The 15,079-nt window shown below is 44.8% G+C and carries 15 protein-coding genes; 6 read left to right on the top strand and 9 right to left on the bottom strand.

The annotated features are described in order from the left end of the window. Positions 1-49 precede the first annotated feature (49 nt). Positions 50-796 (bottom strand): flagellar brake protein, encoded by a 747-nt coding sequence (locus tag R7R24_RS04205; RefSeq protein ID WP_411978821.1) that lies wholly within the window; start codon positions 794-796, stop codon positions 50-52. Between the two features lie 127 nt (positions 797-923). On the opposite strand from R7R24_RS04205, the gene R7R24_RS04200 reads away from it, so the two are divergent. Both R7R24_RS04200 and R7R24_RS04195 read left to right on the top strand, forming a co-directional pair. After that, positions 924-1,199 carry a GNAT family N-acetyltransferase gene (locus tag R7R24_RS04200; RefSeq protein ID WP_017635482.1) on the top strand — a complete coding sequence of 92 codons (276 nt, stop codon included), beginning with the start codon at positions 924-926 and terminating at the stop codon, positions 1,197-1,199. Continuing rightward, on the top strand, positions 1,196-2,173 hold the full coding sequence (locus tag R7R24_RS04195) for a phosphotransferase (protein ID WP_191116103.1): 978 nt from the start codon (positions 1,196-1,198) through the stop codon (positions 2,171-2,173). The genes R7R24_RS04200 and R7R24_RS04195 overlap by 4 nt, the downstream gene beginning before the upstream one ends. Before the next feature lie 45 nt (positions 2,174-2,218). Here R7R24_RS04195 and R7R24_RS04190 read toward each other — a convergent pair whose 3' ends face one another. Beyond that, positions 2,219-2,719, bottom strand: a complete 501-nt coding sequence (locus R7R24_RS04190; RefSeq protein ID WP_017820512.1) for a GNAT family N-acetyltransferase — start codon at positions 2,717-2,719, stop codon at positions 2,219-2,221. A 395-nt stretch (positions 2,720-3,114) separates the two neighbouring features. Between R7R24_RS04190 and napG the strand changes: the two genes are divergently transcribed. The 4 genes from napG to R7R24_RS04170 all read left to right on the top strand — a co-directional run bounded on the left by napG (position 3,115) and on the right by R7R24_RS04170 (position 6,608). After that, a complete protein-coding gene (gene napG, locus R7R24_RS04185; RefSeq protein WP_005383947.1) occupies positions 3,115-3,885 on the top strand; it encodes a ferredoxin-type protein NapG in 771 nt (256 codons plus the stop codon). Beyond that, positions 3,885-4,739, top strand: coding sequence for a quinol dehydrogenase ferredoxin subunit NapH (napH, locus tag R7R24_RS04180; RefSeq protein ID WP_191116099.1), 855 nt, complete (start codon positions 3,885-3,887; stop codon positions 4,737-4,739). Before napG ends, napH begins: the two co-directional genes overlap by 1 nt. 199 nt (positions 4,740-4,938) lie before the next feature. Beyond that, positions 4,939-6,120 (top strand): MFS transporter, encoded by a 1,182-nt coding sequence (locus R7R24_RS04175; protein ID WP_005375129.1) that lies wholly within the window; start codon positions 4,939-4,941, stop codon positions 6,118-6,120. 206 nt (positions 6,121-6,326) lie between these two features. Further along, positions 6,327-6,608, top strand: a complete 282-nt coding sequence (locus R7R24_RS04170) for a YrhK family protein (RefSeq protein WP_025768568.1) — start codon at positions 6,327-6,329, stop codon at positions 6,606-6,608. A gap of 122 nt (positions 6,609-6,730) precedes the next feature. On the opposite strand, the gene R7R24_RS04165 is transcribed toward R7R24_RS04170, so the two are convergent. From R7R24_RS04165 to R7R24_RS04135, 7 genes are all read right to left on the bottom strand, one after another. Then, positions 6,731-7,570 (bottom strand): energy-coupling factor transporter transmembrane component T family protein, encoded by an 840-nt coding sequence (locus tag R7R24_RS04165; protein ID WP_064369635.1) that lies wholly within the window; start codon positions 7,568-7,570, stop codon positions 6,731-6,733. Further along, positions 7,567-9,306 (bottom strand): ABC transporter ATP-binding protein, encoded by a 1,740-nt coding sequence (locus R7R24_RS04160; protein ID WP_191116098.1) that lies wholly within the window; start codon positions 9,304-9,306, stop codon positions 7,567-7,569. The genes R7R24_RS04165 and R7R24_RS04160 overlap by 4 nt, the downstream gene beginning before the upstream one ends. Positions 9,307-9,312: 6 nt before the next feature. After that, complete coding sequence (locus tag R7R24_RS04155; RefSeq protein WP_005375133.1) at positions 9,313-9,861, bottom strand: ECF-type riboflavin transporter substrate-binding protein; 549 nt, start codon at positions 9,859-9,861, stop codon at positions 9,313-9,315. A gap of 335 nt (positions 9,862-10,196) precedes the next feature. After that, positions 10,197-11,327 (bottom strand): HlyD family secretion protein, encoded by a 1,131-nt coding sequence (locus tag R7R24_RS04150; protein WP_005375134.1) that lies wholly within the window; start codon positions 11,325-11,327, stop codon positions 10,197-10,199. Further along, positions 11,327-11,707: a DUF3302 domain-containing protein gene (locus tag R7R24_RS04145; RefSeq protein ID WP_005375135.1), complete on the bottom strand. Its 381-nt coding sequence runs from the start codon at positions 11,705-11,707 to the stop codon at positions 11,327-11,329. Before R7R24_RS04145 ends, R7R24_RS04150 begins: the two co-directional genes overlap by 1 nt. Before the next feature lie 244 nt (positions 11,708-11,951). Continuing rightward, positions 11,952-13,535, bottom strand: coding sequence for a GGDEF domain-containing protein (locus R7R24_RS04140; RefSeq protein WP_017635478.1), 1,584 nt, complete (start codon positions 13,533-13,535; stop codon positions 11,952-11,954). Beyond that, entirely contained in the window at positions 13,519-15,003 is a 1,485-nt protein-coding gene (locus R7R24_RS04135) for a hypothetical protein (protein WP_005375137.1), read from the bottom strand. Before R7R24_RS04135 ends, R7R24_RS04140 begins: the two co-directional genes overlap by 17 nt. Between the last annotated feature and the right edge of the window lie 76 nt (positions 15,004-15,079).

The raw sequence follows: 15,079 nt of genomic DNA, 5'->3' as shown, positions 1-15,079 counted from the left end.
GTTTTCTAGCACTTCAAAGCTTCTTGATAAGCGATAGGGGTTATCAAATCTATCTTTTTAGTGTGAGCTTAGTCCCATCAAATTTGAGGTGACTGAGGAGGCTTTTAGCGTTGTTTTTACCAACCTCATCAAACTCCATTCCGTAGCGAGCATAGTGCGTTGATTTTTGTAAATTACAAATACGACCTCGCAACGGCGCTAGCATACGACTTTCTCCGGGCATCGTTAGATCCAATGAAACGTGGTCACCAACCTGAAGTGGTCGGCTCATCGGTGATGTTACAAAACGACAGCCACTACGAGATAAATCTCTTATTTCGCATTCAGTTCGATAGGCTTCTAAAAAAACACGCGCTCTCAAATTTACTTCGTAACGCACTTCTTTGCGAAGCTGAAAGACCTGCATAGTGTTGGGTAGGTCTAGCACCAAAATTGGGTACGGATCGCCTAGTCGATGCTGTAATTGGGCCCGAAATGGGATAACGGCCCCTTCACCTCGATGAGAGTAGGCTTTTACATTGATCCAAAAGCCTTCCTGAAAATAGAACTTCAAGTCTTCATCAGAGATGTTCGGAACCTCTATCAATGCAGTATTATTTGAGTGACAGCCAACAAATGTGCTGGTTGTAATAAACTTTGTACCAACGGGGGTGGTGACGTTTAAGCTCACTTCACTGCCGTGTTCGACCATTGCCATTGCATCGGTGCTATTTAATGTACTTGCCTGACGTTCTGGTGCCTTCTTGCTTTGCAGAGGTAGCTTGCCGTCTCTGGCAATTGGGCTCATATTTCTCATTATAATTGTCGTACCTGATGTAAGAAGGTAATCGCGTGAGGCGAAGCAGCACTCTCGCATGGTATCGATTTTATTCAGTGATATAGTTTGATTCAATCAATCTGTAACAAAAATTAGAGAGCAAGATATGCATAAAGTAACTCATGAGACCACGAATAGTACATTCTGGGTTGATTTAGAGCAGGGTTATAAAGCCAAGGTGATTTATCAGCTTAAGGGTAATGTCATGCACATTACATCAACGGTTGTTCCTGAAGCACTGCGAGGTAAGGGGTACGGAAAAGTGATGATGGAAGCGGTGTTGCCAGAAATTGAGTCACTCGGTTATCAAATCAAACCAGTTTGCCCATATGTTATTCACTATATGGAGAAGAACCAAACGTGGTCACATCTGCTCGCATGATGAGTAACAACCACCAATGCTACCAAAATATTGGCCAGGAACTCAATCTCGGTAATTACCGCTCTGTAGAAGTCATACAATCGCTATGGGGAGGCTATGGGGAGTTAGTCCGAGTTACTTATTCAACTCGTTCGGTGATCATTAAGCATGTAAAACTCCCTAAGCCTTCAGAGCATCCTAGAGGCTGGAATACGGACCGTTCTCATCAAAGAAAGCTGCACTCTTATCAGGTGGAAGTGAATTGGTATGAGCATTTTTCCGGAGGGGTGGATACTCGCTGCCGAGTACCACAAGGTCTAAAAACGTTCCAATCGGAGAATGAATGGCTCATTGTGATGGAAGATCTCGCCGAGGTGGGCTTTCCAAAAGTCATCACAGATGCACAGCTAGAGCATCTACAAGCCTGCCTCACTTGGTTGGCGAACTTTCATGCGCGATACATCGATGTTCGTTCGGATAAGTTGTGGCATACCGGAACATACTGGCACTTAGCAACCAGACCCGACGAGCTTGAAGCATTGCAAGACACTGAGCTACAAAATGCGGCTCAATTGATTGATCAAACGCTTTCGCAAGCTAAGTTTAAAACACTAGTACATGGTGATGCCAAATTGGTGAACTTCTGTTTTGATGAAGAAGAATCAAGCGTTGCTGCGGTTGACTTTCAATACGTTGGATGTGGGTGTGCAATGAAAGATGTGGCACTGTTTATGAGTAGCGCCGTTAAGCCAGAACGTTGTGCAGAGATGGAAGTTTGGGTTTTGGATACGTATTTTGCTCAGTTGCAACACGCGCTAATGGTCTATCAACCGAATCTTGACCCTAATGAAGTCGAGCGTGAATGGCGTCCTTTGTTTGCTGTGGCTTGGGCAGACTTTCAGCGCTTTGTGAAAGGTTGGAGTTCCGACCACTGGAAGATCAATCCCTACACAGAAGCATTGACTCGCAGAGCGTTGGCTTACTTACGAAAGTGAGTCGAAGTTTAAAAAGAAAAGCCTCCAATAGTAGGAGGCTTTGTTTTATCTTTGGCCTGGTCTGATGCGCGCCATGTAATAGGTATTGATGAATTCACCATCACGGAAGGAACCGTCAATCGCTTCACCTTCAATTTGAAATCCATGCTTTTTATAAAGCCCAATGGCGGCGTCGTTATCGGCATTGACCTCTATCTGAATTCTTCTCACATTTAACCAGTTATCTGCTAGTTCAGTGACTGTTTCTATCAATTTGCTACCAATACCGAGTCCATGGAAACTATCATGTACTCCGATGCCAAACGATGCCGTGTGCATCGTTCTTGGACGTAGAGAGTGGTGAAAGCCAATATTTCCGACGACTTTACCATCAATTTCAGCGACATAGCTATAAACACCATCAGGTATGTTTGACAATCTTTCCACCCACATCGCGAGCGAAGGCTTTGGGAGTTGCAGGGTTTCACGTTGTGCTTTTGGTTGTGAATAGATTTCTACGAGTGCCGCTGCGTCTTCGACGGTCGTTGGACGTACGATAATTTCCATGCCTCTCTCCTTCGCTTTTTAGTTTTAATTTTTAATCTAACCACAGTTTTCTTATTTGGATAGTGTTTTTTTATGTTTAATGGATAAATGCCTTTTAAATTAGCTTGTTATGATGTCATTTTTTGAATTTTTAGTAGTGATTTATCATCGAATTGAGCGAGTAGATTGCAAAGGTGTTGAATTATTGTACTGAGAATGGCGCGTACTGCAGAGTATCGTGGTGAATTTCATGTCGCAGTAAATAAACGCATTTAGTCAAACTGTGACGACGGCACTGTGCGTCAGTTGACTTGAATCAATAGAGGATGGGGTTACCTCCTATGAGGTATAGGGAAACGACACGTTTAGGGCTATTTATGCTTAACTTGATAAAGGAGTTTTGTTGAGGAAATAGCATGAAATCCTCTCAGTCTAAAATATCGCAAAGTCGGCGCCGATTTTTGCGTGATACAGCTCGAACTGCGGCTGGTGTTGGCGCAGCTGCGTGTGTATTGGGCTTACAATCGCTACAAAGCCAAGCTCGAGAAACCAAAGGTGTGCCTATTCGTCCGCCTGGTGCACTGCCGGAAGGCGATTTCGAATCAGCTTGTATTCGATGTGGCTTGTGTGTTCAGGCATGTCCTTACGATACCTTGAAACTTGCGACATTACTTTCACCCGTCGCGACTGGCTCACCTTACTTTACTGCACGCGATATTCCCTGCGAAATGTGCGAAGACATTCCTTGTGTTGTCGCTTGTCCGAGTGGGGCGCTGGATCCGAAACTAACCGATATTGATGATGCTCGAATGGGTACAGCGGTTCTTATTGACCATGAAACTTGCCTTAACTGGCAAGGGTTACGATGCGACGTTTGTTATCGCGTTTGTCCGCTGATTGATGAAGCCATCACGTTAGAGATGGTTCACAACGACCGAACCGGCTATCACGCCAAACTTATCCCTACAGTGAATTCCGAAGTGTGTACCGGATGTGGTAAGTGTGAACAAGCGTGCGTGTTGGATGTCGCTGCTATTAAAGTTGTCCCGACGGATTTGGCGAAAGGCAAAGTGGGCAGCCACTACAATTTTGGTTGGAAAGAGATCGACAAACCACTCGAAAATATCCTCCCTAGTGAGACGCCTGTGCCGGAAGGTGCGCTTGAATCGCTAAAAGGAGGTAAGTAATGGCAAAGAATTTAGCTCAAAATGCTGGCAAAGAAGCGCTTGAAAAGCTTGGTTGGTGGCGCGCGCATCGGTTTTTGATTTTACGTCGGCTATGTCAGTTCACCATCATTGCGCTATTTATGGCTGGGCCGACGCTGGGAATTCTAACTGGTAATCTGTCATCAAGTATGTTGCTCGATACCGTGCCGTTAAGTGACCCGTTAATTGTGCTTCAAGCTTTGGCGACAGGGCATGTTCCGGAGTTTAATGCGTTGTTAGGCGTAGTGATTGTCGTGGTGTTTTACGCGATTTTGGCGCCGCGCGCATTTTGTGCTTGGGTGTGCCCGCTGAACATCGTGACAGACTTGGCGGCGTGGTTGCGTCGAAAGCTCAACATTAAAGCGAGCTATCGTTGGTCTCCCGTGATTCGTTATTGGCTGATCCCTGTTTTGATGTTGGGCAGTGCGCTGTCTGGCGCAATTCTTTGGACATGGTTAGATCCAGTGGCGGCACTGCATCGCGGGTTGGTGTTTGGTATGGGCGCAGGTTGGGTGTTGATCGCCCTGGTGTTCGTGTTGGATTTACTCTTGGTTGAGCATGGGTGGTGTGGGCACTTATGTCCACTGGGGGCTACCTATGGCGTGATAGGCCGAAAAAGCCTGTTGCGCGTTACTGCTGTTCGCCGCGAAGATTGCACCAAATGCATGGATTGCTTTTACGTTTGCCCAGAACCAGAAGTGCTTCGGCAGCCTTTGAAAGGGGGAGATCGTCGAGTTATGGATCAAAACTGCATTAGCTGTGGCCGTTGTTTGGATGTGTGTCCAGAACATGTGTTTGAATTTAAAAATCGCCTATCAGTAAAAGTCATTGATTAAGCCACTGAGCACATTTACTCATGCTTTATTTCTCTTGATACTTGAACATCGCGCTTAGCCGAGGAGTTAAGTGCGATGTTTATCTTCATAACAATATCCCTCAGCCATATCTGCTTGCTCTGGGCTGAAAATAATAATGATATTGCGAATTTGTTACATTTAAAGCTATGATGATGCCTTCATATTTAAAGGAAACATCATGACTACCTCATCGCACGGCTGGAGAACGCCGCAAAATTTCCTCCTGTTAATTTCCATTATCGTGCCCATTGCTTTTTCTACCTGGATGGCGTTGTTGAACAACTTTGTTATCGAGAAAGCAAACTTTGATGGTGCCGACATAGGCTTATTGCAAAGTGTGCGTGAAATTCCGGGTTTTTTGGCCTTTACCGCCGTGTTTGTATTGCTGTTTATCCGAGAGCAACGCTTTATGCTCGTCTCTTTGGCGATGCTTACGCTTGGTACGGCATTAACAGGTTATTTTCCCACTTTGTACGGTCTACTTTTTACAACCTTGTTAATGTCCACCGGCTTCCATTACTTTGAAACACTCAAGCAGTCTTTGTCTTTACAATGGCTATCTAAAGAAGAAGCGCCAGAAATGCTGGGTAAGTTTATTTCTGTTGGAGCTTTGGCTTCTCTGTTTACCTACGGCGCCATTTGGGTTTCGCTCGAACAGCTCAAACTTGATTTTAAAACGGTCTATTTAATGGCTGGTGGTTTAGGTTTTGTGCTCATTTTGGTGATGGCATTTGCCTTCCCACAATTTAAGACAAAAGTGCCTCAGAACAAGAAGCTCATCCTGCGTAAACGTTACTGGTTATACTATGCGCTTACGTTTATGAGTGGAGCACGCCGTCAAATTTTTACGGTGTTCGCTGGTTTCTTGATGGTAGAAAAGTTTGGTTACTCCGCCGCAGATATTACGTTGCTGTTCCTGATTAACTATGTCTTTAACTTCTTGTTTGCGAAGCGAATAGGCCGTTTTATCGGCGTTGTAGGTGAGCGCAAAGCGTTGATGTTTGAATACGTCGGTTTGATCTTCGTGTTCGTCGGGTACGGTTTGGTGCAAACGGCTGAGTGGGCGGCAGCATTGTATGTTGTCGATCATCTATTTTTCGCGTTAGCGCTTGCGATTAAAACCTACTTCCAGAAAATTGCCGACCCAGCCGATATGGCGTCGACCGCGGGCGTTGCGTTTACGATTAACCATATTGCGGCGGTTGTAATACCTGTTACGTTTGGTGTGATTTGGCTGGTTTCACCTGCTAGCGTATTTTACATCGGCGCTGGCATGGCAGCAGTGAGCTTGCTGTTGTCACTCAATATTCCAGCGAAGCCGGAAGAAGGCAACGAAACTCGCTTGTTGAAGTGGAGTTAAGTTGGCACTCACTATCTAATCATTAAAGCGAATACCTGTAATTAGACTCGCTGAAAAGGGTGCTTATGCGCCCTTTTCTTTTGATCGCAAATAGATAATCCCCCCAATGGTTGTCAATGCATGCTACGTCCGTTAGGGTTTAGAACTAAGTATTTCGAAATAACTTGGGCATAACTGACGCGAAATAACAAGAGGGGAGCTATACAGTGCAGATACATGGCAGAGAGTTGGATTTAGATCTAGGAAGCCGTCACATCGTTATTCAGCGCCGCTATGAGGCGTTAGGTGCTGCAAACGACCTACTCATTGCTATTTGGTTTTTAATTGGTAGTTTTTTCTTTTTGAATGATTCGTTGATTGAAAGTGGTACTTGGCTTTTCATCGTGGGCAGTGCGCAGTTGATCATTAAGCCCCTGATAAAACTGATGAGTTTAGTTCATGTTGGTCGTTTGAATAAGCAACTTTCTGGCACATCAGCGAGCCGCTGAAATTACCGCTTCTTTTGAATACTTGCAAGCAAGAAGCCAGCAGGCAAGTTATCGAGGGGAAAGACGGAAGATAACGTGGTCACAACACTAACCACGTTATGTTCAGTTTGAAGCTTAAGAATTTAGAACGGATACCAGAACAGTTGTGTGTCGATAACACGCTTGCTGATCGCCGCAATCACTATCACCGCAATCCCAGCCATGCAGATCATATCGGCTTTGGTCAGTGGTTTTAAGCTGTACCAAGTGCGAGAGGAGTGGCGGCCAAAACCACGTAGCGTCATCGCGTTTGAGATTTGATCGGCTCGGTCTAAACTAGAGAAAATCAGAGGTCCAAGAATCTTCGCGACGTTCTTCAAACGAGTGAACAACGGAGCCTTCTTGCTCAGTTCTACTCCGCGTGCTTGTTGCGCGTGCATGATGTTAACAAAGTCCTTTTTCACTTCCGGCAAGTAGCGCAGCGTTAAGCTTACGGCATAGGCGATTTTGTAAGGCACACCTAAACGGTTCAAGCTGGCTGAAAACTCTGTCGGATGAGTGGTAAATACAAACACCAACGCGATTGGGAACATGCTGAAGTACTTCAACGTCACTGTTACTAGGTAAAACAATGTCTCTTGAGTGAGCGAGTAATTACCGGGTAACGAGAGTAAAACCGTTGATGAGCCCATGAACTCAGTACCTTGTTGCGGCGCTAACGCGAACATAAACAGGGCATTGATCAGTAATACCGTGCCTGTACCGAATAACAGCGGTTTGTAGACATGAAAGGGCACTTTGGTCATTTTCAATAAGCCCAAACCTAGCACGATCAACAGCGCGATGATTCGCAAGTCAAATGTGGTCAATACCACCGTTACCCAAGCAATGAAAAGCAAGAACTTAGTAATGCCATTCAACTTATGAAGTGGTGATTGGGTATCGATGTAGTTGATACCAAACTTCATCTTATTGTCTTTCATGCCACCGCTTTCTCTAGTTGGTTTACGTCGTCGCTTTTTTGTTGGCGGTGCGCTTTTTCTGCATTGATAAAATGCTGCATAAAGCCATTGGTGTCTTCGATGCCAACTTTCGTAGCCAACTCAAACAGACTTGTTGTGGTGAGGTTTGCTTGGTCTAGTAGCTCTGGACTGCTGAATACCTGCGTCATTGGTGCATCCGCGACTAATTTACTGTCTGCAATCACGATAGAGCGCGTGGTGTATTCCAGCACTAAATGCATGTCATGAGAGATGATCATCACGGTTACGCCCAACTCGCGATTGAGCTTTTCGATGAAACTCAGCATAGACGTGTAGTTTCGATAGTCCTGACCTGCCGTCGGTTCATCAAGGATCAGAAGCTCTGGTTCCAATACCAAAATTGACGCAATGGTTACGCGCTTTTTCTGGCCGTAGCTCAATGCTTCGATTGGCCAGTGGCGGTATTTGCTCAAACCGCACAGCTCAAGGACTTCAAGTACTTTAGCTTCGATTTGTTTCTCTTCAACGCCACGATTACGGAGGCCGAAGGCCACTTCGTCGAAAATCATGTGATGGGAAATCATGTGATTCGGGTTTTGCATCACCACGCCCACTTTCTGGCTGCGCTCGAAGATGGTCAGTTCGTTAAGATCTTGACCATTCATACTCATTGAGCCGCTATCCGCTTCAATAACGCCCATAATCAGTTTGGTGATGGTCGATTTACCCGAGCCATTTTTGCCAAGTACAGAGACAAACTCGCCACGCTTGATGTCAAAACTCACGTCTTCTAACGCGTTTTTCTCACCGTCGTAAGAATAGGTGAGGCCACGGACTTCAAGCAAAGTCTCGGCTGGCGTTTTGGGCGGTTGTGCTGTTGAACCATCAAACCATGCTTGTACTGCCGGTTTATATTGCTCCAACGGTAAGGTAGTTAAGCTAGAAGGTTTTGCATCGCCCTCAATCGCGCAGCCTGCTTCTTTCAGTGCTGAAATATAAAGCGGTTCGCGGATGCCGTAATCTTCTAGCAAAGGCGACGCTAAAATTTCATCTGGCGTTGTATCGGCAATGATTTTGCCGCTTTCCATCAAGATAATACGGTCAACTGAGCAATGCAGAACGTCTTCAAGACGATGTTCAATGATTACGATGGTTTTGCCCGTTTCGCGGTGTAGATCATCGATGATCTCGATGGTTTTTTTACCCGTTTTAGGGTCAAGCGCAGCTAGTGGTTCATCAAACAAAAGGATATCGACGTCATCGACGAGAATGCCCGCCAAAGAAACACGCTGTTTCTGGCCGCCTGATAAATCGTGGGGTGAGCGTTCTAGCATCTGTTCCAAGTCGACCATTTTGGCCGTGGCTTTGACCAATGGGTACATGTCGATGTTAGAAGTTAGCTGGTTTTCCAGCGCAAATGCAATGTCTTCGCCAATGCTCAAACCGACAAATTGGCTGTCCGTATCTTGGAGTACGGTGCCTACTTGCTCGGTGTATTGGTGCATGTCGAAAGGGGCGGTGTCTTGACCATTGATGATCAATGTTCCACTGGTTTCCCCTTTGATTGCGTGTGGGATCAGTCCGTTAAGACATTGCCCAAGAGTAGATTTACCACTACCACTTGGACCGATAATGACGATTTTCTCTCCTTTCTCTATCCTTAGATTGATATTTTTTAGCGTCGGTTTGTCCAGCGACTCATATCTAAAAGAGAAGTTAGAAAATTCGATTGTCATTCGACATTAAGCCTCTGTTAAGTTACGGCTTTGCTTGTTACGTTTAGCGACAGACTTAAGAATGAAGAAGCCAACAATAGCAATAAGAATGGTGTTACCGATCGCGATAATAGAAAGCTGGGTAAACACTTTAGTGAACGGTTCTGCGTATAAAATCGTGTCGAGGAATGCAGAGCAACCGTAACCAAATACGTTGCCTAATAGCGCAAGTACCACGAATAACGCGAAGTCTTTCATATTGAAATCGCCTTTCTCTAAACGGTAGCGCGTTAGAGAAGGGAATAGACCGATAATCAAACCAACAATACCTGAACCAAGTACCCAAGTGAGCCATACGCCCCAACCAGCAAATAGGTCAGTAACCCAGTGACCAATAAAACCAACCAAGAAGCCAACAAGTGGTCCAAATAGTACTGAGAACAATGCTAATACTGCCATGGCTGGTTTTAGCGTTGTGTTTGCAAACACAGGGATGCCAAACATAGGTAAGCCGCCGATACCGTAAAGAGCAGCACCGATTGCAATAACCACAACAGTTTTAGCGGAAAGATTCATAGATAACCTCAGTTCAATAGTCGATTTTAAAGAACGTTTAATTGTTTTGTCGGAAAGCGTTAGTTATTTGATTGTGTAACATATATTCAAAACAACCAAGCTGCTTATTGTTTGCTCTATTTTTCTTCAGGAAATGTGTGATTTGATTCACGCATCCCTTTGACTGGCTTTGGTTTTAGCAAGCATTAAAAATAAGGCGCGCATTATACAGAATATTAATAAAAGTGGGAATGCTATCTATCTGGATGGCTAGAATGAATCAGGGGCTGATCGTCAGCCCCTGATTACACGGTTTGATGTTATTTTTACCAATAAATGAATGCGCTATATGTTCATTAATGGTCGAGGTATAAATAGTTCTGCCAGCTCTTCATACGAATAAGCACTTTGCGCATCACTGATACGTGAGTAAAGCTGTCTGAATAAACTGCAACTTCAACCGCAGTCCCCATTGGTAAGTGGTATCCACTCAAGTCGTCGGTAATTTTCAGCTTCGCAAAAACACGTCCGCTCGTGCGCAAGGCATCAGTCCCGAGCAGAGCGCCTCGCGCTTGAATTTGGCTTTCACCAATGGCTGGAATCACGTCAATGACTTCGCCACGGAATACTTTGCCCGGAATTGCGCGGAACATAAATTCTGCTTCAAAGCCTGGCTTCAAGCGTTGTAATGAGTTCTGTCTGAATGCCGCGGTGTACGTAATGTCTTCGGTATGTACGAAGGTCATTGCCGGGGCAAGTGGCAACGGCACAGCCATAACACCAGGACGCAAAGCCAATTGCGTAACGTAACCATCGGTTGGCGCACGAACGACGGTTTGCTCTAAGTTAAACTCTGCTTTACGCAGCTCGGCAAGAAGTTGCGCGACTTGGGTATTTTCGCCTCCGATTTCAGAGTCCAGAGCGATTTGCGCTTGTTCTTGTTGCAAAATCGCAACGTCTAACATGGCTTCTGCCGCTTTATACGCTTGGCGTCGAGTATCCAAATCTTGTTCAGTAAACGCGCCACGATCAAAGCCCCTTTGATATCGGCTAAATTCCCTTTGTGCTTTATCTCTGTCCGCTTGCGCTTTCAATACAGCAGCTTCTGCTTCTCTTAGATCAGACTCTAAACCCAGGGCACCTTGGCTTGCTTCTTTGACTTTCGCTTCAAGGCGAGCAACTTCTGCTTCAAAAGGCACAGGATCGATTTTGAAAAGAATATCGCCCGTTTTGAGCGGTTGGTTGGCCTGGACTGGCACTTCCACCACGCGGCCACGCACGCCAGAGACGATAGGCGTAGTCGGGAACACTTGGTTACCTAATTGAGTAAATGGGTGGTTGTAGTTCATAAGCAGCACGAGTGTGCCCACTAACACTACGCCGCCAAGTACGGCGGTTGGAACGGTCCATTTGTTTAGAGGAATATTGAAAATTTTAAAAATGGCAATACAAAGAGCGGCGTAAGTCAGAATCAGCAATAAGTCCATTATTCGTCCTCTTTACTTTGTTCAGGCAAAGGCTTTTGCTGAATCTTTTGTTGTTTCAACATCGATACTTCGTTTTTGAGTTCGTTGACTTCATCGATGAGTTCTTCAAGGCGGTGATGAATGTCGTGTGTTTCTTGTTCTAGTTGTTTAAAACCCCAGCCGCGTTCCTTGCGCCATAATGTTGCCCAGATCCATAAAAATGGCCACAGCGCATGCAAAGTGAAAAGGCTGACCCAGCCAGCGTAGTGAATTGCGTCTTGGTGCGGGTGCTCTCTCTCTTTGGCGATTTCATATGGAATATCATGAATGACAATGATTCCGTAAAAGATCACTAAAGCAACGAAGATGAGTAACCCAAGTGCAAAATAGTCTAGAAACATCTTACCTACCTGTGCTTATTGCGAAATGGAAAATCTACGTAAATTAACAATTTAAGTATTTGTCTTAACTACAGATGAATCAAGCGGTTTTTATGTAGGAATTATGTTTATGCGATGTAAGTATCCACTGATGTTTATTGGCAGTTAAGGTGTTGCTGAGTACTTATTTAAACAAACAGTGAAGTGATAGAGGAAGGATAAGTAAAAAGTATAACAAAGCCCCAGATGTCAACCGGGGCATGGTTTAAAGTTCGGTACAGACTTGGTTTCTGCCGTTGGCTTTGGCGCGATAAAGAGCTTTGTCTGCACGATAAAAAGTTCGCTGAGTATTCTCGCCTTCTCGATGCAAGGTAATCCCTATGGATACGGTCAGCCCCCGTTCACCAAGAATATCCTCCCAACCATATTGATAAATCCGTTCACGATAATTCTCGGCATGCATTTCTGCGCGTTCCAGTTGGGTATTCTCAAGGATCACGAGGAACTCTTCACCACCAAATCGTACGCACGATGCGCCTTTAAATCTGAAGTAGGACGCCAGTTCCTGTGACACACTTTTGATCGCTTTGTCGCCCACCAAGTGGCTTAGTTCGTCATTGATGGATTTGAAGTGATCGATATCGATGACCATCAATGCAAATGCAGTATCGTGCAGAAGTAGATCTTTTAGTTTAACTTCTAACCAGCGTCGGTTGTGTAAAGACGTAAGTGGATCGGTAAAGACGTCCTGCTGTAGCTGAGCAACAGTATTTTTATGCTGCTTGGTGGTTTCTTTTAGTTCTTTGTTTTCTAGCTCTGACAAAATGAGTTTGAGTTGTAACTCAAAGCGTGAAAGTCGGCGTAGTTGAGCAGACCCTAACTCACCGATCGGAATATGTTTTACAAGATCAGATTCGATTCTATGCGCTTTTTTTTCACAATTTAATGCTTCTCGATACAACCCTTGAGAGGCGTAAACTTGACTCATCGCGTTATAAAAATGCTGAGTAACGATAGGAGATAGCTGCTTTTGAATCCTTTTACTGATGGAGTCCAACGTTAAATTAGCTAAAGAAGTGTGCCCTACACCGTTTAGACAATACGCAGTCTCAATTTTGACCATCGTGGATAACCAGTATGTCGTGGCACTACCCGTTGTATACTGAACATTCGAAATAGCCAGCAACGCATTGGGGTAGTCTTCTTGCAGACGATGTAATTTGGCTCGGTAGAGGTGATTTTGTGCGGCGAGGTTTTTATCACTGACGAGAATGCTCAGTTCTTCACATTCACTCAATAGTTCTTTGGCGTCTGCGGTACGGTTCAAGCTGATATAACAGGCAAGCATGTACAGCTTGTAACGAAGGCGTAGGGATCGACTGCCAATAGCGTGATCGATAGCATCTATTTTTTGATAATAACGTAATGCACGTTGGTGATCCCCATAGGCATCGCACAAATTACCCATTCCAATAATGGCCAATACGTACTCATCAATATAGCCGTACTCGACGGCGATATTGGTTGAAGCAACATACTCGGTTAATGCCGCATTGTAGTCACCTACTTCAACTAAACGCTCACTCAAGCTTGCTTTCACAGAAAGAATATCTTCTACATCTTCTGGTAAAACAAGCAACTCAAGCGCTTGTTTCAATTCACTAATGCTGTCGTTGAGCTGTTTGATCTCTCTTCGATACTCGGCGCTAATGATATAGCAATGCGCTTTCTCTCGGTTTGTTGACGCAATATGTAACCCTATGTGTTCCCATAGCGTAATCGCTTCTTCACCTGAAACGGAAGAAGGATCGATACCTGCGTCAGTCACCTTGCTAAGCAGTTGTTCCATTCTTCATTACCTCAATATAACTTTCTTCGAGCTGTTCTAACGTGAATGGGAAGGTCAGGATATCTTGCAAATACAGTATCGGTTTCGGGCCTTTGATTCCGCGTCGCTTCCATGGATAGATGTCTAACATCGCTTGGACAGTGCGGTAGACCTCTTCTGCTGCTTGACCTTTTTCTGCAATTAACATTGCTAGCCTGTTACTGGAAATTCTCGAGATGAGGTCGCTGGAGGTTGTCAATGCATGAACGAGCTCGGTACAAACATCGAGAACTTCGGGGTTTGAATGCTGAATCATAATGATGGCGTGGTTAGAGCGTTTGAGCTCCGTTTTAAACAAAACTAACTGTTCCCACCAGTAGGTCTCAGAAACGACATTAGAGAACTGTTTTTCAGGGTCGTATTCGTGTTGAGAGCGAATATGATTGATCAGCTTACGTGCTCGCTGCTCTAGTTGGCGTTTAGAGCCTCTTGCTTTATCCATGCTGATTCGATGAGTTTGTTCTTTGAGCATTTTGAGTGCGTGCTTACGGTATTTCTTGAACGCGTTAAACGCAGACTCAAAGTCACCTTGTTCTTCAGCGACTCGTGATTGTTGGAAGCAAATTTGGCTGAGTAGCTCACCGTGGTCGAAACTGAGTGCAGACTCTTCTGCTGCAAGTAGCAACTTGGCAGCGCTGTCTGTATTTTGGCGCAAAAGCTCAAGTCTTGCTCGGCTAATAAAAGAGTGTGCTTTCATCCAAACGAGGTCATGCTCAATGGCGAGCTGGTGGGCTTTTTGGGTGGCTTCTTCGGCCGCATCAAGGCGTTCTAGTCCAAGCAGTGCTAACCCTTTAAAGTCCCAGATCTCGGCTTGCCACGTACTGTCATCATGATCTTTTAATACTTCGGTTGCTCCATCCAGTACCGTAAGCATCTCGACAAACTTATTTAGTAAGTAATAGTCCCAAGCTAATAGGATGCGCGCTTTGCCTTCTAACCAAGCAATACGAACATTGTTTGCCACTTTAACGGCTAACTCATGAGTTGAAGCGGCAAGTTGGTGTTCATTAGTGATGCGCCATACATTACCAAGCCCAATTAGAGATTCGATTTGAATTTCAACATCATCAACAAGAGCAGATTGTTCGAGCGCATTAATCCAATATTGTTGCGCGGAATAATACTTTGCTTGGCCCCAATATTGGAGTGCAAAAAGATGGAGAATTTCCGGGAGATGATCGTCGGTTTCAAGCTGTGTTTGTTTGCTGTAAGCGTCTTTGACGAGTTTTAAGCCTTGTCGGTAATCCATTAGGCACCAACAGCATTGCGCCATGATGAGTAAGGCTTTGATCTCTCCGTCCACAAATAAAATTTGTTCCGCGCGGATACGATATTGCTGCGCAATATTAAAGGTATGTTTAGGGGCCGATTTTATTTGGCCTTTAAGCTTAGTGAGATCATCTTCTAGCTGAATTTGGTTTTTATCCAACGTTCACATCCATGACTATCGAACTGGAAATCACACCTAATATTAAGTGGTTAGATGCATGTTTCTTTACCAAAGC

This window comes from Vibrio sp. 704, assembly GCF_033339295.1.
The sequence above is the reverse complement of the archived record's forward strand: the minus strand, read 5'-3'. Positions and strand labels throughout refer to the sequence as shown.

Coding starts and splice junctions, on each gene's coding strand:
- R7R24_RS04155 (WP_005375133.1), bottom strand. CDS start 9,861: ATGAATCTTTCCGCTAAAACTGTTGTGGTTATTGCAATCGGTGCTGCT.
- R7R24_RS04150 (WP_005375134.1), bottom strand. CDS start 11,327: ATGGACTTATTGCTGATTCTGACTTACGCCGCTCTTTGTATTGCCATT.
- napH (WP_191116099.1), top strand. CDS start 3,885: ATGGCAAAGAATTTAGCTCAAAATGCTGGCAAAGAAGCGCTTGAAAAG.
- R7R24_RS04205 (WP_411978821.1), bottom strand. CDS start 796: ATGAGAAATATGAGCCCAATTGCCAGAGACGGCAAGCTACCTCTGCAA.
- R7R24_RS04165 (WP_064369635.1), bottom strand. CDS start 7,570: ATGAAAGACAATAAGATGAAGTTTGGTATCAACTACATCGATACCCAA.
- R7R24_RS04175 (WP_005375129.1), top strand. CDS start 4,939: ATGACTACCTCATCGCACGGCTGGAGAACGCCGCAAAATTTCCTCCTG.
- R7R24_RS04145 (WP_005375135.1), bottom strand. CDS start 11,707: ATGTTTCTAGACTATTTTGCACTTGGGTTACTCATCTTCGTTGCTTTA.
- R7R24_RS04140 (WP_017635478.1), bottom strand. CDS start 13,535: ATGGAACAACTGCTTAGCAAGGTGACTGACGCAGGTATCGATCCTTCT.
- R7R24_RS04200 (WP_017635482.1), top strand. CDS start 924: ATGCATAAAGTAACTCATGAGACCACGAATAGTACATTCTGGGTTGAT.
- R7R24_RS04160 (WP_191116098.1), bottom strand. CDS start 9,306: ATGACAATCGAATTTTCTAACTTCTCTTTTAGATATGAGTCGCTGGAC.
- R7R24_RS04195 (WP_191116103.1), top strand. CDS start 1,196: ATGATGAGTAACAACCACCAATGCTACCAAAATATTGGCCAGGAACTC.
- napG (WP_005383947.1), top strand. CDS start 3,115: ATGAAATCCTCTCAGTCTAAAATATCGCAAAGTCGGCGCCGATTTTTG.
- R7R24_RS04190 (WP_017820512.1), bottom strand. CDS start 2,719: ATGGAAATTATCGTACGTCCAACGACCGTCGAAGACGCAGCGGCACTC.